Here is a 20,084-nt window from a genome sequence, read left to right on the forward strand (position 1 = left end):
ACGGAAATAGAAATACCAAAGAATTTTCTAAAATATGGATTATACAGTTGACTCCATAGGAAGTATCAAGATTTGCCAGCCTAAAGAAGGTTACCGTTTTAGTGTAGATGCCTTAATTCTTGCTCATTTTGTTAATTTAAAAAGAGTTAATAAAGCTATTGATATTGGTGCAGGAACAGGAATAATTGGAATTATTCTTGCAAAAAAATACAGTGAATCTCATATTACAATGATTGAGATACAGTCAGAGCTTGCAAAACTTGCTCAGGAAAGTGCAAAGCTAAACAATGTCAATAATAATATAACAATTACATGTATGGATGCAAAGGACTTAATTTCTTCAGAGTCTTTTCTTCATGAATTTGATGTTGTTATATCAAATCCTCCTTTTAGAAAACCGGGCACTGGAAGAATTAGCAATCAAGAAAAAAAAGCTGTTGCAAGACATGAACTAAGCCTTACTGTGACTGATATTGCAAAAATTTCTCAGAAACTTTTGAAACATCATGGTCGTCTTTATATAATTCATCTGCCAGAAAGATTCACAGAAATTGTAAGGATAATGAGCAAACATTATCTTGAAATAAAAAGAGTTCGATTTGTTCACTCTAAAAAAGATTCTCCTGCTAAAATGGTTCTTATTGAAGCAGTAAAAGGGGGCAGGGTAGCATTAAAAGTTGAACCTCCTTTGTTTATTTATAATGATGATGGAACATATACAGATGAAATGAAAAAGATATATGAAATTTAGTAAACTGTTTCTATTAAAACTTCATTTGTTGTAAAATTTTAACTATGCTTTCATATTTAATAAAAAGATTCCTTCTTATGATACCGATTCTTTTTGGTATCACTCTTATATGTTTCATTGTGATAAATCTTGCACCTGGTTCACCTGCTACATTTCAGGAAGAATTGTCTCCAAAAGCCTCTCCAGAAGCTGTGGAAGCTCTTAAAAAGCTTTATGGACTGGATAAACCAATTCATGAAAGATATCTCAACTGGCTTAAAATGGTTGTTACATTAGATCTTGGTAAAAGTTTTGTTGATGGAAGAAATGTAAAAGATAAGATAAAAGAGAGACTGCCCATTACAGTAACTCTTAATTTATTTTCCCTTTTACTTATTCTTATCATAGCAATTCCTATTGGAGTTTACTCAGCCTTGAAACAAGGAAGTCTTTTTGACAGGGCATTAACTGTTTTTGTTTTTACAGGGTTTTCTGTTCCCACTTTCTGGCTTGCTTTGCTTGCAATGATTGTTTTTGGTGTAAATCTTGGATGGCTTCCAATATCTGGAATTCAGAGTATTGGTGCAGAAACAATGCCATTTCATGAAAGATTAGTTGACTGGATAAAACATCTTATCTTGCCTGTTACAATCATGTCTTTTGCAGGACTTGCAGGGATGTCAAGATATACTCGTTCAAGTATGCTTGAAGTGTTGCGACAGGATTATATTCGGACAGCGAGGTCTAAAGGGCTTCCTGAGAGAGTTGTTATTATCAGGTATGCGTTAAGAAACGCTCTTTTACCTGTTGTAACACTTTTAGGACTTGCAATTCCTGGACTTATTGGAGGAAGTGTTATTTTTGAAAGTATTTTTTCTATTCCTGGGATGGGGCAACTTTTTTATTCGTCTGCTATGGCAAGGGATTATCCAACAATAATGGGGATATTAATAATCGGTGCATTATTGACATTAATTGGTAATCTTATTGCAGACATTGCCTATTTTATTGTTGATCCAAGAATCAGGGTAAAACGGGATGTTTAAAATAGTTTTGAAAAGGATTTTAAAAAATAAACTTGCATTATCTGGATTAACATTTATATTTTTTATTTTTTTTGTTGCTATTTTTTCTTCTTATGTTGCGCCATATGACCCATATAAAATTAATGTTTACAAAGTTCTTACTCCGCCTTCAAAGGAACATCCATTTGGAACAGATGAGCTTGGTAGGGATGTTTTTTCAAGGGTTGTTTATGGAGCAAGGGTTTCACTTGAAGTAGGCTTCCTTGCAATGGGTATTGCTATATTTACAGGGACAATACTCGGTGCAATTGCAGGATACTATGGAGGATGGATTGATACAATTATAATGAGACTTGTTGATGTGATGCTTGCATTTCCAACTTTATTTTTAATTTTAGCTGTGGTAGCTGTTCTGGAGCCAAGCATTTATATAATTATGGTAGTAATTGGACTTACAGGATGGATGGATGTTGCGAGGCTTGTAAGGGCTGAAGTTCTGTCCTTGAAGGAAAGAGAGTTTGTTCTTGCAGCACGAGCAATTGGAGCAAGTGCAGGTAGAATTATTTTTAAGCATATTCTCCCTAATGCAATATATCCTGTTATTGTTGCTGCAACTTTTTCAGTAGGAGGAGCGATATTGATTGAAAGCGGACTTAGTTTTCTTGGACTTGGAATTCAACCACCTGAGCCAAGTTGGGGCGGAATTTTAAGTGTTGGGAAAGATTATATAACTGTTGCATGGTGGCTGAGTCTGTTTCCAGGAGTTGCCATATTTTTAACAGTATTATCTTTTAATCTTCTTGGTGAAGCTTTAAGAGACGCTATTGATCCAAAACACTGGGCAGAGGATTAAATTCTTTAAAGAATTATACAGCTTGTGCTGAAAGTTGAAAATTAAAATAAGGCTCTTCTGCTAACTCATAGCAACCAGTTTCAATAAGTTTTCTTAAAAAGTTAATATGTGATGTATGTCCACCTTTTTCAATTATGAAGTGTCCTTGAATAGGATACCCAATTAAAGATAAATCGCCAATTGCATCAAGAATTTTATGTCTTACAAACTCGTCTTTAAATCTCAGGTTTCCTCCAACAACTCCTTTTTCATCAAGCACAAGAGCATTATCAAGAGAGCCACCTTTTGCAAAACCATTTTTAAGTAAATAATTAATATCTTTTAAAAATCCGAATGTTCTTGCAGGTGCTATATCATTGAGGAAATTTTGTTCATTAATTTCTATACTCAGTGACTGTTCCATAATCAATGGATGTTCATAGAAGATTTTATAAGTTATTTTAAAACCTCTATAAGGTTTCGCAAATATTTTTGAATGCGACTCTTCATAATATACAGGTTTTGTAATTTTAAATAAAGATACAGTTTTACCTTGTTTTGCAATGCCTGCTTTCAGAATTGCTTTTGTAAAATCAATTGCACTTCCATCCATTACAGGAATTTCTGAACTATCAATTTCTATAAAAACATTTGTTATTCCAAAGACATGAAGGGTAGCAAGTAAATGCTCCACAGTTCTTATTTTTATTCCATCAACTCCCAATGTAGTTGCAAAAGATGTATCAACAACAAATGGAAGCTTTGCTTTAATTGGAAAGTTTCTGTCTTTCCTGTAGAATACTATCCCTGTATCTCTTTGAGCTGGAATGAGATTGAGATTAATTTTCTTCCCTGTGTGTATTCCTATCCCTGTTAATGAAATTTCTGATTTTATAGTTTTCTGAAATGGCATCAAGGAATTGTAAACAAAAAAGATGCCAACATTTATATGTTATATTTTATAGATTTATGATATTTTTGCTGTGGCAAAGATACTACATTTATAGAAAAAAGAAAACATTTGTTATGCTTGTCCTCCAACAACAATCTCAGGAATTCTTATTGTTGGCATGCCATCAGTGACAGGAACTCCTTGAGCATTTTTTCCACATGTCCCGATTGAAAATCCTAAGTCGCTTCCTACCATATCAATATTCTTTAAAATTTCTTGTCCTGTGCCAATTAATAATGCTCCCCTTATAGGTTCTCCAATTAACCCTTTTTCAATTAAATATCCTTCCTGAACTTCAAAAACAAATTCTCCTGTTACGGTATTTACCTGACCCCCGCCCATTTTTTTAACAAAAAGTCCTTTATCAACTGAACGGACTATTTCCTCAGGAGAATGATTCCCTGGTGCAATAAATGTATTACTCATTCTTGGAATTGGATAATGTTCATATGATTGTCTTCTACCATTTCCTGTAGAGGCTTTCCCTTCTTTCATTGATGTATATTTATCATAAAGATAGTTAACCAGAACTCCATTTTCAACTAAAATAGTTCTTTGAGATGGAGTTCCTTCATCATCAAAAATATATGAGCCTCTCATATTAGGAAGAGTAGGATCATCTATAACTGTTATAAATTCCGAGGCAACCTTATCACCAAGTTTTCCGCTATATACAGAAATTCCCTCTTGAACAAGGTCTGCTTCCAGACCATGCCCGACTGCTTCATGTATCATTGTTCCTCCAGCCTCTGAAGATATTACAACAGGCATGCGTCCACCTTTAATTCTCTTTGCTTTTAACATCATAATAGCTCGTTTAGTAGCTTTAATTGCAATTTCTTCAGGTGATATTTCTTCAAAAAGTTCTATTCCTTTTAATCCTCCAACTGCTTCATAACCTGTCTGAATAGTTTCATTTTCTGATGCAATGGCATGTACCAGGAATAGTGTATAAATCCTCTCTTCTTCAGCAAAATATCCTTCAGAGTTTGCAACTTTTATTTTTTGTATCATGTCAGAGTAGAAAACTTTTACCTGTGTTATTTTTTTGTTCTGTATCCATGATGTATCATTTGCTTTTTTAACAAATTTAATTTTTTCTAAAATGTTGACATCCTGCGGATTCCTTTTTATGAAAAATTGATTTGGAGAAGAAAATTTTTTTAAATTGATACAACTTCCTGCATGTTTGTAATTTTTCAAGGATGATATTAATTCAGCAATCCCATTTTTTGTAATATCATTTGTATATGCATAAAATATTTTTTCACCTATAATTAATCTAACTCCCAAACCTTTATCAATAATAGCAGAGCATTTCTGAATTTTATTTTCTTCCATCTGAAGCTGATTTGTAGTTTTTTCTTCAAAAAATATATCTACATAATCACCCTTCAAGTTATTTAGTATGTCATTAAAAAACTCCATTTAATCTCCTACATATAAATTTTATAGAAAAAATTTTATTTACTCTCAAGGAGTTCCTCTGCATGAAAAATTGAGCTTTCTGTAATACGTCCACTTAACATTCTGGCAATTTCTTCTTTTCTTTTTATGCCCGTAAGCACATCTATCTTTACCAATGTTTTATTATCAAGAATAACTTTTTCTACTTTTAAATGGTGCTGAGCTTGAGCAGCTATCTGAGGAAGATGAGTTACACAAATTACTTGATGATGATTTGAAAGTTCTTTAAGTCTTCTACCAATATTTTCTGCAACTGTTCCACCAATTCCTGCATCAATTTCATCAAATATAAGGGTCATTGATTTTAGAGAATTTTTTGCCAGTTTAAGTTCAACGCATTTAAGGGCAAGCATAAGCCTTGAAAGTTCACCTCCAGAGGCAATTTTAATTAAAGGTTTTGGGGGTTCGCCAGGATTTGAAGAAAAATAAAATTCTACATCATCTTTTCCATTTAGAGATAGTTCTTTTTCACTAATTTTTATTTCAAATAATGGATGTAAAAAGCCGAGAAATTTAAGCTCATTAATGATTTCTTCTTCAATTTTATTTTTGACAGATTTTCTTTTAGCAGAAAGTTTATTTGCTTGTGAAATCATTTCATCTAAAAGTTTTTCTAATTTATTTTCCTTTGTTTTTAAGTCTTCTTCAGAAACTGAGATAATATTTAACTCCTTTTCAGCTTCTTTCGCATATTCTATGATTTCTTTAATCGTTGAACCATATTTTATTTTGAGTTTGTTGATCAGTGTAAGTCTTTCTTCAATGTTCTCTAATGTTGCAGGGTCTGGCTCATAAGTTTCTTTAAGTTTTCTTAACATATAGACTGCTTCTTCGCTTTGTGTCAGAGCTGATTCAATCAAACTTTTTACTTCCTCTGCTTTTGAATCAAATTTTGATAACTCCTTAAGAAGATTTAAAATTTTTGATAGATTAGTATGCACTGAATTTCTATCTTCGTAAAGAAGGCTAAAGCTTGATTCTGCGAGTTCTTTAAGTTTTAGAACATTTTTAAGAATCTGTCTTTGTTCTATAAGTTCTTCTTCCTCTCCTTCTTTTAACTTTGCATTTTTTATTTCTGCAACCTGAAACTGCAAAAGTTCTATTCTTTGCTTTTTTAATGCAATCTCTTTACTTATTTTTTCCAATTCCTGTTTGAGTGATTGAACATCCATGTAAAGTTGATTAAATCTTTCCACTTCTTGTTTTAACTTAGCAATAGTATCAAAGAATAGTATGTGATTTTCTTTTTTTAAAAGATGAGTATGCTCATGTTGTCCATGAATGTTTATCAGTCTGGAAGCAATTTTTACAAATTCATTAACTGTAAAAGCAGAATCATTTATGTATGTTTTTGTTTTGCCCTGAATGCTGAGAATCTTTTTTAAAATTAAGGCTTCATCTTCAAATACCGATTCTTTTTCATTTGTATCATAAATAATAACTTCAATATTTGCCTCATTTTTACCATGTTTAATAAAATCAACTGCAGGAACTTTTTCCTTTAGTAAAATACCAATGGCATCTACAATAATTGACTTTCCTGCTCCTGTTTCACCAGTAATGACATTAAAACCTTTACTTAACGGAACTACAAGACTATCAATTATTGCAAAATTTTTGATTCTCAGTTCTTCAATCATCAAAATTATAGTTATTCAACTTTGTTTAAAAATTATTTAATTAAACCAGCGCTACGCAGAACCTCTGCAAGTTTTTCTTTATTTGTCTGAGACATTTCACAGAGAGGAAGTCTAAATTCTTCTTTTATTTTACCCATCATTGCGAGAGCTGTTTTAACTGGAATAGGATTTGTCTCAATGAACATAGCTTTATTTAATGGTTCAAGTTTGTAATGAAGCTTTCTTGCATGTTCAATGTCTCCTTTTTCCCATGCATTAAAGAGTTCTGCCATGTCCTTAGGGCAGATATTTGCTGTAACAGAAATAGCACCTTTGCCACCAAGTGCAAGAAGTGTGAGATTTGTAAAATCATCTCCGCTAAGAACTGTAATTTTATCACCACATAGTCTTATAAGTTCACTTACCTGTTTCATATCTCCTGTAGCTTCTTTTATTCCGACAATTCTTGGATGTTCAGCAAGTCGTGCTACTGTTTGAGGCAGTATATTGACTGAAGTTCTTCCAGGAACATTGTAAAGAATAAGTGGAATTCCTGTTTTATCAGCGATTTCTTTGTAATGACGATAGAGCCCTTCCTGAGTTGGCTTATTATAGTAAGGTGTTACAAGTAAAGCAGCATCTGCACCAAGTTTTTCTGCTTTTTTTGTAATCATTATTGCTTCATCAGTTGAGTTTGAACCTGTGCCTGCAATAACAGGAATTCGTTTGTTAACAACTTTTACAGTAATTTCAATAACCTTATAATGTTCTTCATAGTCAAGAGTAGAAGCCTCACCTGTTGTACCACAAGGAACAATTCCATGAGTTCCTTCTTTAATATGCCATTCTATGAGTTTTTCAAAGGCTTTCTCATCAATTTTTCCTTTTTTAAAGGGAGTCACAATTGCTACCATTGAACCTTTAAACATTTTGCTCCTCCTTGAAAGTTTTTATGAAATTATAACATAAGTTTTTAAATATTCATAAAATATGTGAAGAAATGATATAATTTTTTATGCAAGATATTTTTGAAATAATAAAAACTCGTAGAAGCATCAGAAAATATAAAAAAGAAATTCCTCCAGAGGATTTAATTAAAAAATGCATTGAAGCAGCACTTTATGCTCCTTCAGCAAAAAATTCACAACCGTGGTATTTTATGCTTATTAAAGATAGAGAAAAAATTAAAGAACTTGCAAAAGCTCAACCATTTACAAAGTTTCTTGAAGCTGCTCCTTATGTAGTTGTAGCGATTGCAGACGATAAAAAGAGTAATCATTGGCTTGAGGATATGGGATGTGCATTAATGGCATTTTTACTTGAAGCTCATTCATTAGGATTAGGAGCCTGTTGGGGTGCGATTTATAATCCAGAAAATAGAGATAGAGAAAACTATGTGAGAAGTCTAATTGATATTCCAGAGAATCTTAGAGTTGTTGCCTGCATTGGCATAGGTTATCCTGATGAAACTCCTTATCCAAAGAAAATTAAAAGCATTGATGAAGCAATAATAAAAGTAATTTAAAAAGAAGCTAAATAATTTTCCCTGTCTGAAAAAGTTCTGTTTATTAAAAAATATTTCTTTTATGTGCTGGAAAAGTGATGTCCCTTTTCTGAATGACCACCTGAAATAATGTATATAACTTCTGAGTCGCCAATATTTTCAATAAAGCAGGATTCTTCTTCTACAATATGAAATGAATCTCCTGCTTCAAGAATTTTATCATTAAATTTTACTCTACCACTTAGTATCAGAACTATTTCTTCATGTCCTTTCCCTGGTTTAATAAGTCTTGGTTTGTCTTCAGATTTTAAGACTCCATAGATCATATAACATGCATGCGAACCTGTATTTTCTACTCCAATAATATACTCTCCAGATGTCAAATTCCTTATGGAATTTTTGGTGTTTAAGATTTTCATGTTGTAAATTTTAAGCTTTTTTGAAATCTATTTTCAAGCATAATATTTTTAAAAATATTATATTTTTCTCGTAGCGAATTACATGAAGTTTTTTCAGTATTTTAAAAAGCCTGACTTATGGTAATATATTTTATTACCAAACTATTTACATAAAAGGAGGCGAAAATGATTTTGAAAAGATATTTACTTGCACCCGGACCCACACCAGTTCCACCAGAAGTTCTTCTCAGTATGGCAATGCCAGTTATTCACCATCGTAGCCCTGATTTTTTACCTATTCTTGATTCAGCTAAAAGAGGGCTACAGTGGATTTATCAAACAAAAAATGATGTTTTAATTCTCTGTTCCACCGGTACAGGTGCAATGGTTGCTGCTGTAAATAACTTTTTTTCTCCTGGCGAAAAGGTTCTTGTAATAAATGGTGGTAAATTTGGCGAAAGATGGGTTAAGATTGCTCAGGCTTATGGATTAGAAGTTATAGAAATACCTGTAGAATGGGGATACTCTGTTGATGTTAATAGGGTTGAAGAGGAATTAAAAAAACATTCTGATATTAAGGGTGTTTTGATTCAGGCAAGCGAAACTTCCACAGGAGTTTATCATGATATTGAATCTGTTGGAAAAATAGTCAAAAATTATGAGGACACACTCTTTATAGTAGACTCTATATCTGCTCTCGTTGCCCATGATATAAAAACTGATGAGTGGGCAATTGATGTAATGGTAAGTGGTTCACAGAAAGGATTTATGTTACCTCCGGGGCTTGCTTTTATAAGTGTAAGTGACAAGGCATGGAAAAGAAATGAGAAATCAAAAACTCCAAGATTTTATTTCAATCTAAAAAAAGAAAGAGAAAATCTTGCTAAAAATCAAACAAACTTTACATCAGCTGTATCTCTAATTATTGGTCTTAATGAAGCATTAAAACTTATGCAGAAAGAAGGACTTGAAAACATATTCCGTAGACATTCTATTTTGGCTCATGCAACAAGAGAAGCTGTAAAAGAAATTGGATTAAAACTATTTCCAAAAGGAGTTCCAAGCAATGCTGTTACTGCTATAGAAGCACCACAAGGAATTGATGGACAGGTTATATATAAAACTTTAAGGGAAAAACATGGTATTACAGCAGCTGGAGGACAGGATAAACTTAAAGGTAAAGTTTTTCGTTTTGCTCATCTTGGATATGCTGATAAATTTGATGTAATTGTGGGTATTTCAGCTCTTGAAATGACATTAAACGAACTCGGATATCCTGTTACTTTTGGTAAAGGAGTTGCAAAGGCAGAAGAAATTTTCTCTAAGGAGGATAAAAAGTGAAAGTTCTTGTTAGCGACAGCATTTCTTCTAAAGGAGTGGAAATTTTAAAAAAAGCAGGCTTTGAAGTTGATGTCAAAACAGGGCTTAAACCAGAAGAGCTAAAATCCATCATAGGTGAATATGATGCTTTAATTATTAGGAGTGCAACAAAAGTAACAGCTGAAATCATAGATGCTGCAGATAAACTTAAAGTCATTGGTAGAGCTGGGACAGGTGTTGATAATGTAGATAAAATTGCTGCCACTAAAAAAGGAATTGTTGTAATGAACACTCCAGGTGGAAATACTATTACAACTGCTGAACATGCTATTGCGATGCTCTTTTCTCTTGCACGAAGAATTCCTCAGGCTACAGCATCTATGAAATCAGGCAAATGGGAAAAGAAAAAATTTATGGGAGTTGAACTTTATAATAAAACCATAGGAATCATCGGACTCGGAAGAATAGGTTCTGAAGTTGCAAAAAGAACTCAGTGCATGGGAATGAATGTTTTAGCTTATGACCCTTTTCTAAGTGATGAAAGAGCAGAAGAGCTTGGAATAACAAAAACAGACCTTGACAAGATATTTGCTGAAGCTGATTTTATAACAATTCATACTCCATTAACTTCTGAAACAAAATATTTGATAAACAAAAATACAATTGAAAAGATGAAAAAAGGAGTTTATATAATTAACTGTGCACGTGGCGGAATAGTTAATGAAAAAGACCTTTATGACGCAATTCAGTCAGGAAAAGTAGCCGGTGCAGCCCTTGATGTTTTTGAAAAAGAACCACCTGAAGAAGGCTATGCACTTATTACAGACGAGAGGGTAATATGTACGCCTCATCTTGGTGCTTCTACATTAGAAGCTCAGGAAAATGTTGCTGTTGCCATCGCAGAACAAGTTGTAGACTATTTAATCAATGGAACTATTAGAAACGCTGTAAACTTCCCATCAATTCCTTTTGATCAGGTACCGCTTATTCGCCCTTATCTTGTACTTCTTGAAAGAATGGGAAGCTTTGTATCGCAGATATTCACTAAGAGCATAAAGCAAGTTCAAATTGAATATCTTGGTGAAATTTCAAATCTTAATACTCAAGCCTTAACTGCTGCAGCATTAAAGGGGATTTTAGATCCAATACTTGGGGAACCTGTCAACTATGTTAATGCTTCATTCATTGCAAAAGAAAGAGGTATAGAAGTTAGAGAGATAAAAGGTAAAGAAGCTGGGGATTACCAGAGCCTTGTTAGAATAACATTGATATCTAAGGATGATAGGGCGGTTATAGCTGGGACACTTCTAAGCAGAAAAGATCCACGAATAGTTCAGATTAATGATATTTCTATGGAAATTATACCTGAGGGGAATATGATTTTCTTAAGAAATCATGATCGCCCAGGTGTCATTGGCAATATAGGAACACTTCTTGGACAGAATAATATCAATATTGGACATATGCATTTTGGGAGAAAGGAAGCAGGTGGTATAGCTTTTTCTGTTATAAGCGTTGATGCTACACTTACAGATGATATTATTGAAAAAATTAAACAACTTCCTAATGTTCTGGAAGTAAGACCAGTTTATATTTCTGTTCATTAAATCAGTTAAAAGGAGAGGCTAATTATGTCCACAGTTGTTATTATAGGAGCGCAATGGGGAGATGAAGGAAAAGGTAAAATAGTTGATTTTTTAACAGAAAAATGTGATTATGTAGTGAGATTTCAAGGAGGTTGTAACGCAGGTCACACTGTTGTAGTAGGAGAGGAAAAGTATATACTTCACCTTATCCCTTCAGGAATTTTGCATAAGAATAAAAAATGCATTATAGGTAATGGAGTAGTCTTAGACCCTTCGGGTTTATTAAAGGAAATTGAGACACTTACACAAAAGGGTGTAGAAATAGACAACAATCTTTATATTGCAAAACACTGCCATCTTATAATGCCTTATCATGTTGCCATAGAAGAGCAGTCTGAAAAAAAGAAAAAAATAGGGACAACTAAAAAGGGTATAGGTCCGTGTTACACAGATAAAATTGCGAGAAACGGAGTTAGAATGATTGATCTGCTTTATCCTGATGTTCTCAAAAATAAAATTAGAGCAAATCTTGAAATAATCAATTTTTTACTCAAAAATTTATATAATGCAGAAACATTAGATGAGACTGAGATACTTACTCAGTATTTAAATTATGCTGAGAAACTTAAAAAATATATTGCTGATGCTGATATTTTAATAAATAAGGCTATAGACAGTGGTAAAAAAGTTCTTTTTGAGGGTGCTCAGGGTACGCTTCTTGATATTGATCATGGAACATATCCTTATGTTACTTCTTCAAATACTATAGCTGGTGGTGCCTGCACAGGAGCAGGTGTAAGTCCAAGAAAAATTGATAATATAATAGGTATTGTAAAAGCTTATACTACAAGAGTTGGAGAAGGACCTTTTCCTACAGAGATAAAAGACTCCCTCGGCGAAGAAATTAGAAAAAGAGGCGGAGAATACGGGGCGACTACAGGAAGACCTCGTAGATGTGGATGGCTTGATCTTGTTGGGCTTAGACATGCTGTTAGAGTTAATGGTTTTACAGGGCTTGCAATAACAAAACTTGACATTCTTGATGGCATAGAAAAATTAAAAGTTTGTGTTGGATATAAATATGGAAACTCAATCTTAGAGGATTTTCCTAAGGAAATTCAGATTCTTGAAGACTGCATGCCTGTATATGAAGAATTTCAGGGCTGGAAGGAAAGCACTGCAGGAATAAAGAATTATGAAAAACTTCCAGATAATGCAAAAAAATATCTTAAATTTATTGAAGATTCCTTAAAAGTTAAAATACAAATAATATCAACAGGTCAAAAGAGAGATGAAATTATCATTAAGGAGTCTCCTTTATGATTTAGTTTTTCATGAAAAATGTCCTGTTTGTAATGGAGATTCACATTTTAAATATTCCCCTTTTTGTGAGTTCTGCTGGAATAAAATAGAAGCTTTCAGTTCACACAGGATTGTTAGAGGAAAGTTTTATAATGATTTCTGGAACTATATAGTTTCATTAAATTCATTTGGAGCATATGAAGGATTACTTAAAGAAGCTATACACTGTTTTAAATACGGTGGAATCAAAAGAGTTGGCAGAGAACTTGGTAAATTACTTGCTTCAATTGCACCACCAAAAATTGACCTCTTAATTCCTGTTCCACTACATATAAATAAGCTTCGTAAAAGAGAGTTTAATCAATCAGCGATTCTTGCAAAACAGTGTGCAGATGCATGGAAAATTCCTTTATCACTTACGTTGCTTATTAAAGTTAAAGAGACAAAGGATCAGGCTTCACTGGAAGCAAGAGATAGACACAGTAATGTAAAAAATGCTTATAAGGTAACAGGCTTGATGAAAGAAATAAAAGTAGGGCTTGTGGATGATGTTGTAACAACTGGAGCAACTTTAATGGAATGTGCAAAAACATTAAAAAAAGCAGGAATAAAAGAAGTTCATGCCATAACACTGGCAAGAACAATTTAATAAAAGAATTGAATTATATATCTTAAGGCAACATAAACTATTAAAATACTTAAAATAAGCTTTATATATTTTTGTGGAACATGTTTTTGTACTCTTGCACCTAAATATATTCCAAAGGCACCACCCAATCCAAAAAGTAAGCCAAGTAACCAATCAGGACTTGTCTGCATTCCCTCAGGCGAAGGCAGTATTGCGTAATAAAGAACCCCGAAAACAGAAGCTGTAGCTGTCCCCATAAGACATGCTCCTGCTATGCTGTGAACAGGAAGTTTAAAAAATGTTACTAAAAATGGCGACATAATTGCGCCACCGCCTATACCATAAGCACCACCTATAACTCCTATCACAAAAGCAAGAAGGAATACCCAAATTGTGCTAAATGAAAATCTCTCACCCCAGAATTCATACACAGTTTTTTTCAATGAAAAAGATATTGTTTTAACAGTAGCTTCTTTTGTAAGTTTCTGGTCAAACTTTTTCTGTGCAGTTGCTTTTTTCTTTTTCAAAACATCAAAGAAAAGCCTTACTCCAATATAAAGTAATACAAGTCCAACAAAAAATTTGAAAGATTTTGGATCTGGAAGAATTTTTATTCTTATATAATAGCCAATGATTATGCCTGGGACTGTTCCGATCATAATAACCCATGCAAGTGGCCAAGGGATTCGTTTTTCCTTATGATATCTATAAACACCTGAAGGAATAGCAACTACATTAAAGATAAAGTTTGTTCCACTTACTCCTGGAGATGTATAGTTAAGGGCGCTCACCTGAAATGGTAAAAGTAAAAAAGCACCCGATACACCACCCATTGATGTAAAAAAAGAAACAATAAAAGCTACAAGTGGAGGTATAAGGATATTTGTTGTAACTCCAGAAATAGGGAATGTATATGTAAGAAAATCAAACATTGACCCATTTTATCTGATTTTCCAACCAATTGCAAATTAAAATTTTTTATTTATAGATAAAATTATTTTGAACTAAGTTCTTCAATTAAAATGTTTCTTATTTTGTCTTCTGATGGAAGAGGAAAGCCTGAATGTTTAAGCTTTCCATTAATAAGAATTCCAGGAGTAACCTGCGTGTATTTGAAGATCTCTTTCATATCTTTTATATGGCTTATCTCAGCCTGAATTCCAAGTTGAGACACGACTTTTTTAACTGTTTCTTCAACCTTGTAACAATTAGCACAGCCAGGACCAAGAATTTTTATATCCATAAAAACCTCCCATAAAAATTTTTTTATTTAAAATATCATAATCTCAGAAATTTTGACAAGTCCTCAGGAGTTTTTATTGGATCAAACATTTTGGTTCCGACAGAAGGGATTATGTATTCACCTTCTATTGTTCTATGGGCAATAACTGTAAATGGTGTTATTTGGTGAATTGCTGCTTTGCCGATTGAAGAATCTATTGATGTATATAAATTTAAAGTAAGTAAATCAAAATAACTGAGTAAAGCCTTTACATAGTAAGGAGAAAGGTAGGCTGAAGACAGATTGGAGAAGGCTTTTAATGCGACAGATGAAAGATTTATAAATCTTTCACTTCCTGTTATCGCATAAAGCTTTAATAAATTGATTATCATTATTGAATTTGAGGAAGGATAGGGAGTATCATGAATATTTTTCTGTTTTATTGAAAGAATTGCCTCTGGAGACTCATAAAAACCACCGTTTTCTCCATCCCAGAGATTTTCCAAAGCTAAATCCATTAAATTAACTGCTTTATCAATATATTTTTGTTCTCCTGAAACTTCATAAGCAGAAATCAATGCTGAAATTATGTAAGCATAATCATCTATCAAAGCAGGGCTATTTTCTTTAGTTCTATAGAAATTTTCACCAGCAAATAAATATGAAAGAGTTTTATCAATAGCCATAATAGCTTTATTTAATAAGTCTTTATCTTTTATTACTCTCCATGCTTTAATAAATGCCTCTGCACATATGCCATTTACATAAGAATAAAGGGTTTTATCTATTTCAGGGTATGATTTTTGCTTTCTTTTTAATAAAAATTTATCTCTTAATTGCTTAATTAATTGTCTGTCTCTACCAATCAGAATAAATCTTCCATCTACCATTGATTTTCCGTCTACAAGAGCTATGGTCATAGGAGAAATTTCTTGAAGTTCATTCTCTTCCCATGTATAGTAAAAACTATCGGCAAATTGACTCGGACAAAAGAAACCTTCTTCTGAAAAGAGATTTTTTCTTATATAATCAATGGTTTCAATTGCTATCTCTCTATAGAATGGATCCTTCAATATAATATAGGCATCAAGAAAATTGATAATATGCCATGCATTATCTACAGCAAGTTTTTCAAAATGAGGAATCATCCATGCGTTATCTATACAATATCTGTGAAATCCGCCTTCAATATTATCGTAAAGTCCTCCATATATCATTCCTTTTAGCGTTTTTTCTATTGCATTCAAAACCCAAGGTTTTGGTCTTATCCAGTATTTCCATAAAAGAAGGTCAATATGAGCAAAAGGAGGAAACTTTGGTGTTTTTTTAAAACCTCCATATTCAAAATCTATTTCTTTTACGATGTCCTCTTCAGGATTTTGCAGTAACTCTTCCCTAATCTCTGAAGGGACGACTTCAACTGGTTTTATTGCATCAATGATTACTTGAGATCGAGATAAAACTTTTTCATAGTTAGTTTTATAAAGTTCAATAGCTTTATCTATCATTGTCTTAAAATAATCCTTTCCCTCATTCATTTTATAAGTAATTCCGGCAAAAGGTTTTCCCTCTGTATTCAAAAAAAGATTTAATGGCCAACCACTTCCTTGTCCAATAATATAGGAAGCCTTCTGATAAATTGAATCTATATCTGGTCTTTCATCTCGGTTAACCAAAATTGGAATAAAATTTTCATTAATAATTTCACCTATTTCAGGATCATCAAAAAAATCTTCTTTTATTTTTTTGCAGTAACTACTCCACTTTGCAAAAATATGTAAAAAAATTGGTTTGTTTTCAAGTTCTGCTTTTTGGAAAGATTCTTTGTTGTAAGGTAACCATTTAATCATCGTGTTCTCCTTTAATTTTTTTTAATTTTGCCTTTTCAATAAATTTTTTTACAAGTTCAGGGTCTTTTTTCCCTTTATAAAGTTCAACTCCGCTACTGACATCAACAGCATATGGAAATACTTTTTTTATAGCTTCATCTATGTTGAATACATTTAATCCACCTGAAAGAATAATCGTGCCGTATTCTTTTGCTTTTAAAGCCACATCCCAGTTAAATGTTTTTCCTGTTCCACCATATTCATTTTCACTGAAACTGTCAAGTAAAAAAGCTGAAACTTTATACTTGGGTAAAATATCTTTTAAAGATTTACCATTTGGAAGATATCCTCTGTTGTCAACCCTGAAAGCTTTTATAACTTTCCTGAAATTCAAACAAAATTCTGATGTTTCATCTCCATGTAACTGCACTGTATCAATACCAGTGATTGCCATTATTTCTTTAATATTTTCTACTGTTTCGTTTACAAATACTCCAACTAAATTCACAAATGGTGGGAGAGCTTTGATTATTTCTTTTGCCTTTTGAGGGTCTATATATCTCTGACTTTTTTTATAAAAAATAAAACCTAATGCATCAGCCCCGCATTCAGTAGCCCATAAAGCATCATCAATATTTGTAATACCACAAATCTTGACTCTTATCATTAAACTTTCATTAATATCATCTTTGATTTATCATCAATTTCTCGAGTTACTTTAACATCAGTAATTTCCATTATTATTGATTCAAGAACAAGAAATACTTCTGGGTTTTCCCTTAAACATCCCATTTTAACAGAATCTTCTCTACCATAAACACCGTGTAGATGCACCTTTGGTTCATCATTATGCCAGAAAATTGTTCCAGTTCCTAATATTTCATTGTTTCCCTTTATTTCTCGCCATATTGGACGAGGTGGAAGACTGTCATCTTCTGGTCCAACAACGAATTTTCCTTCTTTAAGTCCGCCTATTAGCCAGAAAACTGCAGAATGAATATTTTCTTTTTTCGCAAGCTCTGTAAGCTCAATCAAAGGATCTTCTCCATCTTCAAATTTTGCTACAAATATTCTACCAGTTTTTCCAGTTTGATATTTCATTTTATTGCCCTCCTAAATAATTTTAAAATTTTTTATCTTATCATATACCATTTCAGGAGAAATATCTCTCATGCATTTCTGCTCATGACAGAATTTTCTAAAACAGGGACTACAGGATAAATTTGATTTTATTACAAGGTGTCCATTGCCGAACGGACCTGTTCTTGCAGGATCAGTAGGTCCAAATATAGCAACAACTTTTTTACCACACGCTACAGCAAGATGCATTGTTCCTGTATCAGGAGTTATAACAAAAAGAGATTTTTTAAAAACTTCAATTAATTCTATGAGAGTTGTTTTTCCCGCTACTGAAATAGCTTTGCCTTTTGCGTACTCTTCAATTTTAAGGGCATCAGCTTTGTCAGACTTTGAACCTACAACTAAGAAATTGTAGGGCAACATTTTTATAAGTTCAACAAAGTATGGTATAGTCCAGTTTTTTGACTGCCATCTTGCCGACGGAATTATTACAACAAAATCTTTAAAATCTCTGAGCCATGAGGGTTCCTCTGGGTCTGGTAGAGGAAATTTTATTGAATTAATTTTACATCCCAGTTCCTTAGCTATCTCAAGATATCTTAAAATTGCATGTTTATCAATTGGAACAGAAAATTTTTTATTGTAAAAAAATGAGCTAAATTCTCTTGCCTCTTTAAATCCGACTTTAATAGGTGCTTTGCTTAGCCATGTAATAATTCCACTTCTTAATAGTCCTTGAAGGTCAACAACTAAGTCATATTTCTCATTTTTTAATTCTTTACCTATATTACAAAATTCTTTTATAGTCTCGGGAAAATGTTTAATTGATTTCCATTTGTTTTTATCAATTACAAAAACTTTCTCTATCATCGGATGTTTGTTCAAAAGCTTCTCAAATTCTTTAGCAACAATCCAGTGAATTTGAATATAAGGAAAATTCTCTTTTAATACATTCAAAAAAGGAAGTGATAGAACAATATCACCAAGAGAACTCGGTTTGACAATAAGAATTTTCTCATTGCCCTTAAGCATTTATATCCCTTTTTATAATTTCCACAACTTCTTTTAAATTTTTAGCATCTTTGCTAATTAAAATACCTTTTGCACCAATCATTTGGGCTAATTGCATGTCTATATCTTTGTCTCCAACCACATAAGAATTCCTAAAATCAATACCATATTTGTAGCGAGCTATCAAAGGCATTCCAGGGTTTGGTTTTCTGCAGAAACATCTTTCATCAGGATGATGGGGGCAATAAAAGAAGTCATCAAATCCGTATTTATCAATAAAAAATTGATTGACTTCCTTTACAAAATCTTCCCTTATAATTCCTCTTGCAATCCCAGACTGATTAGAAATTCCAATGAGGAGAAATCCAAGATTTTTTAACTCTTTCAATGTTTCAATAAAGGGAAAAACTTCAAAATCTTCCCATTTACTTAAATAGTTCGCATCTTTACAGAGAGTACCGTCTCTATCAAAAAAAACAGCTTTTTTTGAAGGAATAATTTCATTTAAAGCACTCCATACATCTTCAACCTCAATTGATTTCATGCATTTTATATCAGGACATCTATTTTTAAAACATGGACTACATTCTACCTGAGCCCTTATTACCTTGCCTGCAAATTTTGGAGGTCCTGTAAGTTCTGGAGAAGTTGACCCAAAAATTGCAACTAAGGGTACTCCTAAAGCATAACCAAGATGCATGATGCCTGAATCATTACATAATAAGATATCGCATTCTGCAAGAAGACAAATTAATTCTCTTAAAGAAGTTTTGCCAATAAAATTATAAATACCGGAATCTTTGATTTCTAAATCTTCTCCTTGGCTCCCAAAAAGTACAACTGAACCATATTCCCCAATAAATTTTTTAGATACTTCAATAAATTTTTCAGCTTCCCATTTTTTTGTATCTCCATACTTTGCTCCGGGAGAGAGTGCAAGGATAGGTCTTTTAAGGTTTTTTAGTTCTTTTCTTGCAGATAATCGTTCCTTTAAAGAAGGATTTATCCATGGATAGTCAGGTAACAGGGAAGGATTAAATCTTTTTGGAATTTCAAAAAAATAGTCAATATGATGAATTTTTCTATCTTCACCATGATATGGCACAGGATGAGTCAGAAAAATTCTTCTACAGTCTCTATTCCATCCAACTCTTTCAGGAATTCCTGCAACAGTTGTTATTAAAGCAGCATCCAAAGCATTCTGAAGCAGATAAGCTCTTTTAAATTTTTTATTTTTTAATTCTTTAATTGTTTTTATTTTTCCTGTAAATCCTTCACTATAAATAATCACTTCATCAATAGTATTCTCCCATCTAAATAAATCGGCAATTTTTTCTTTAATAAGAATGGAAATATTTGATGTTGGATGAAGTTTTCTGATAGCCCTTACTGCAGGCAGGCTCATCACAGCATCGCCAAGCCAGTTAACACCACGAATAAGAATATTTTCCATTACTGTATTTTAAGTCTATTTGCCTCTGTGTTGCAAATGGTATAATTAAAAAATGCGTATACGGACTTATTTAAAAATAGGTGATAGAGTAAGACATTTAAACTATGCTTATTGGGGCATAGGAGA

The 20,084-nt window shown here is 32.7% G+C and carries 21 protein-coding genes (1 of these 21 cut by a window edge); 9 read left to right on the forward strand and 12 right to left on the reverse strand.

The features are described from left to right. Positions 1–34 precede the first annotated feature (34 nt). Genes THEYE_RS04580 through opp4C form a run of 3 tightly spaced genes read left to right on the forward strand, consistent with a single transcriptional unit; the run spans position 35 to position 2,608 of the window. Positions 35–751, forward strand: coding sequence for a tRNA1(Val) (adenine(37)-N6)-methyltransferase (locus tag THEYE_RS04580; RefSeq protein ID WP_012544975.1), 717 nt, complete (start codon positions 35–37; stop codon positions 749–751). Between the two features lie 44 nt (positions 752–795). Then, a complete protein-coding gene (locus THEYE_RS04585; protein WP_012546375.1) occupies positions 796–1,776 on the forward strand; it encodes an ABC transporter permease in 981 nt (326 codons plus the stop codon). Next, the gene (opp4C, locus tag THEYE_RS04590) at positions 1,769–2,608 is read left to right on the forward strand and encodes an oligopeptide ABC transporter permease (protein ID WP_012545272.1); all 840 of its coding nucleotides are present in this window, start codon (positions 1,769–1,771) and stop codon (positions 2,606–2,608) included. The genes THEYE_RS04585 and opp4C overlap by 8 nt, the downstream gene beginning before the upstream one ends. A gap of 13 nt (positions 2,609–2,621) precedes the next feature. On the opposite strand, the gene lpxC is transcribed toward opp4C, so the two are convergent. The 4 genes from lpxC to dapA all read right to left on the reverse strand — a co-directional run bounded on the left by lpxC (position 2,622) and on the right by dapA (position 7,554). Next, complete coding sequence (lpxC, locus tag THEYE_RS04595) at positions 2,622–3,500, reverse strand: UDP-3-O-acyl-N-acetylglucosamine deacetylase (protein ID WP_012546610.1); 879 nt, start codon at positions 3,498–3,500, stop codon at positions 2,622–2,624. 111 nt (positions 3,501–3,611) lie between these two features. Further along, complete coding sequence (locus THEYE_RS04600; protein ID WP_012545210.1) at positions 3,612–4,967, reverse strand: TldD/PmbA family protein; 1,356 nt, start codon at positions 4,965–4,967, stop codon at positions 3,612–3,614. Between the two features lie 35 nt (positions 4,968–5,002). Further along, positions 5,003–6,646, reverse strand: a complete 1,644-nt coding sequence (gene recN, locus THEYE_RS04605) for a DNA repair protein RecN (RefSeq protein ID WP_012546310.1) — start codon at positions 6,644–6,646, stop codon at positions 5,003–5,005. A 32-nt stretch (positions 6,647–6,678) separates the two neighbouring features. Next, positions 6,679–7,554 (reverse strand): 4-hydroxy-tetrahydrodipicolinate synthase, encoded by an 876-nt coding sequence (gene dapA, locus THEYE_RS04610; protein ID WP_012545135.1) that lies wholly within the window; start codon positions 7,552–7,554, stop codon positions 6,679–6,681. Positions 7,555–7,640: 86 nt separating this feature from the next. Here dapA and THEYE_RS04615 point away from each other — a divergent pair, with 86 nt between their 5' ends. Beyond that, complete coding sequence (locus tag THEYE_RS04615) at positions 7,641–8,150, forward strand: nitroreductase family protein (protein WP_012545794.1); 510 nt, start codon at positions 7,641–7,643, stop codon at positions 8,148–8,150. 59 nt (positions 8,151–8,209) lie between these two features. On the opposite strand, the gene THEYE_RS04620 is transcribed toward THEYE_RS04615, so the two are convergent. Further along, entirely contained in the window at positions 8,210–8,512 is a 303-nt protein-coding gene (locus tag THEYE_RS04620; protein WP_028842567.1) for a pirin family protein, read from the reverse strand. Between the two features lie 201 nt (positions 8,513–8,713). Here THEYE_RS04620 and THEYE_RS04625 point away from each other — a divergent pair, with 201 nt between their 5' ends. The 4 genes from THEYE_RS04625 to THEYE_RS04640 are packed head-to-tail and all read left to right on the forward strand — an operon-like array spanning position 8,714 to position 13,384. Further along, positions 8,714–9,868: a pyridoxal-phosphate-dependent aminotransferase family protein gene (locus tag THEYE_RS04625; RefSeq protein WP_012545576.1), complete on the forward strand. Its 1,155-nt coding sequence runs from the start codon at positions 8,714–8,716 to the stop codon at positions 9,866–9,868. Beyond that, positions 9,865–11,454, forward strand: a complete 1,590-nt coding sequence (serA, locus tag THEYE_RS04630; protein WP_012546680.1) for a phosphoglycerate dehydrogenase — start codon at positions 9,865–9,867, stop codon at positions 11,452–11,454. Before THEYE_RS04625 ends, serA begins: the two co-directional genes overlap by 4 nt. 24 nt (positions 11,455–11,478) lie before the next feature. Then, positions 11,479–12,756 (forward strand): adenylosuccinate synthase, encoded by a 1,278-nt coding sequence (locus THEYE_RS04635; RefSeq protein WP_012545033.1) that lies wholly within the window; start codon positions 11,479–11,481, stop codon positions 12,754–12,756. After that, positions 12,725–13,384, forward strand: coding sequence for a ComF family protein (locus THEYE_RS04640; protein WP_012546189.1), 660 nt, complete (start codon positions 12,725–12,727; stop codon positions 13,382–13,384). The genes THEYE_RS04635 and THEYE_RS04640 overlap by 32 nt, the downstream gene beginning before the upstream one ends. Here the strand turns inward: THEYE_RS04640 and THEYE_RS04645 are convergent. The 7 genes from THEYE_RS04645 to waaF form a co-directional block, all read right to left on the reverse strand. Continuing rightward, positions 13,381–14,295, reverse strand: coding sequence for a sulfite exporter TauE/SafE family protein (locus THEYE_RS04645; protein ID WP_012546038.1), 915 nt, complete (start codon positions 14,293–14,295; stop codon positions 13,381–13,383). The two genes, THEYE_RS04640 and THEYE_RS04645, sit on opposite strands and share 4 nt — an antisense overlap. 62 nt (positions 14,296–14,357) lie before the next feature. Next, positions 14,358–14,606, reverse strand: coding sequence for a thioredoxin family protein (locus THEYE_RS04650; RefSeq protein WP_012545531.1), 249 nt, complete (start codon positions 14,604–14,606; stop codon positions 14,358–14,360). 35 nt (positions 14,607–14,641) lie between these two features. Then, a complete protein-coding gene (locus THEYE_RS04655) occupies positions 14,642–16,435 on the reverse strand; it encodes a thioredoxin domain-containing protein (RefSeq protein WP_012546874.1) in 1,794 nt (597 codons plus the stop codon). After that, complete coding sequence (locus tag THEYE_RS04660; protein ID WP_012545776.1) at positions 16,428–17,081, reverse strand: phosphoribosylanthranilate isomerase; 654 nt, start codon at positions 17,079–17,081, stop codon at positions 16,428–16,430. Before THEYE_RS04660 ends, THEYE_RS04655 begins: the two co-directional genes overlap by 8 nt. Further along, complete coding sequence (locus THEYE_RS04665; protein WP_012545112.1) at positions 17,081–17,515, reverse strand: PPC domain-containing DNA-binding protein; 435 nt, start codon at positions 17,513–17,515, stop codon at positions 17,081–17,083. Before THEYE_RS04665 ends, THEYE_RS04660 begins: the two co-directional genes overlap by 1 nt. A 12-nt stretch (positions 17,516–17,527) precedes the next feature. After that, the gene (gene waaC / locus THEYE_RS04670) at positions 17,528–18,526 is read right to left on the reverse strand and encodes a lipopolysaccharide heptosyltransferase I (RefSeq protein WP_012546021.1); all 999 of its coding nucleotides are present in this window, start codon (positions 18,524–18,526) and stop codon (positions 17,528–17,530) included. Further along, positions 18,519–19,958 (reverse strand): lipopolysaccharide heptosyltransferase II, encoded by a 1,440-nt coding sequence (waaF, locus tag THEYE_RS04675; protein ID WP_012544960.1) that lies wholly within the window; start codon positions 19,956–19,958, stop codon positions 18,519–18,521. Before waaF ends, waaC begins: the two co-directional genes overlap by 8 nt. Positions 19,959–20,010: 52 nt before the next feature. Here waaF and THEYE_RS04680 point away from each other — a divergent pair, with 52 nt between their 5' ends. After that, a protein-coding gene (locus tag THEYE_RS04680; protein ID WP_012546403.1) for a hypothetical protein crosses the window boundary here: on the forward strand, positions 20,011–20,084 show its beginning. Its footprint extends 166 nt past the window's final position; only the first 74 of its 240 coding nucleotides appear in the window; the start codon lies at positions 20,011–20,013; its stop codon lies off the right edge, out of view.

This window comes from Thermodesulfovibrio yellowstonii DSM 11347 (assembly GCF_000020985.1).
In the GTDB taxonomy this organism is placed as follows: domain Bacteria; phylum Nitrospirota; class Thermodesulfovibrionia; order Thermodesulfovibrionales; family Thermodesulfovibrionaceae; genus Thermodesulfovibrio; species Thermodesulfovibrio yellowstonii.

Coding starts and splice junctions, on each gene's coding strand:
- THEYE_RS04580 (WP_012544975.1), top strand. CDS start 35: ATGGATTATACAGTTGACTCCATAGGAAGTATCAAGATTTGCCAGCCT.
- THEYE_RS04585 (WP_012546375.1), top strand. CDS start 796: ATGCTTTCATATTTAATAAAAAGATTCCTTCTTATGATACCGATTCTT.
- opp4C (WP_012545272.1), top strand. CDS start 1,769: ATGTTTAAAATAGTTTTGAAAAGGATTTTAAAAAATAAACTTGCATTA.
- lpxC (WP_012546610.1), bottom strand. CDS start 3,500: ATGCCATTTCAGAAAACTATAAAATCAGAAATTTCATTAACAGGGATA.
- THEYE_RS04600 (WP_012545210.1), bottom strand. CDS start 4,967: ATGGAGTTTTTTAATGACATACTAAATAACTTGAAGGGTGATTATGTA.
- recN (WP_012546310.1), bottom strand. CDS start 6,646: ATGATTGAAGAACTGAGAATCAAAAATTTTGCAATAATTGATAGTCTT.
- dapA (WP_012545135.1), bottom strand. CDS start 7,554: ATGTTTAAAGGTTCAATGGTAGCAATTGTGACTCCCTTTAAAAAAGGA.
- THEYE_RS04615 (WP_012545794.1), top strand. CDS start 7,641: ATGCAAGATATTTTTGAAATAATAAAAACTCGTAGAAGCATCAGAAAA.
- THEYE_RS04625 (WP_012545576.1), top strand. CDS start 8,714: ATGATTTTGAAAAGATATTTACTTGCACCCGGACCCACACCAGTTCCA.
- THEYE_RS04635 (WP_012545033.1), top strand. CDS start 11,479: ATGTCCACAGTTGTTATTATAGGAGCGCAATGGGGAGATGAAGGAAAA.
- THEYE_RS04640 (WP_012546189.1), top strand. CDS start 12,725: ATGAAATTATCATTAAGGAGTCTCCTTTATGATTTAGTTTTTCATGAA.
- THEYE_RS04645 (WP_012546038.1), bottom strand. CDS start 14,295: ATGTTTGATTTTCTTACATATACATTCCCTATTTCTGGAGTTACAACA.
- THEYE_RS04650 (WP_012545531.1), bottom strand. CDS start 14,606: ATGGATATAAAAATTCTTGGTCCTGGCTGTGCTAATTGTTACAAGGTT.
- THEYE_RS04655 (WP_012546874.1), bottom strand. CDS start 16,435: ATGATTAAATGGTTACCTTACAACAAAGAATCTTTCCAAAAAGCAGAA.
- THEYE_RS04660 (WP_012545776.1), bottom strand. CDS start 17,081: ATGATAAGAGTCAAGATTTGTGGTATTACAAATATTGATGATGCTTTA.
- THEYE_RS04665 (WP_012545112.1), bottom strand. CDS start 17,515: ATGAAATATCAAACTGGAAAAACTGGTAGAATATTTGTAGCAAAATTT.
- waaC (WP_012546021.1), bottom strand. CDS start 18,526: ATGCTTAAGGGCAATGAGAAAATTCTTATTGTCAAACCGAGTTCTCTT.
- waaF (WP_012544960.1), bottom strand. CDS start 19,958: ATGGAAAATATTCTTATTCGTGGTGTTAACTGGCTTGGCGATGCTGTG.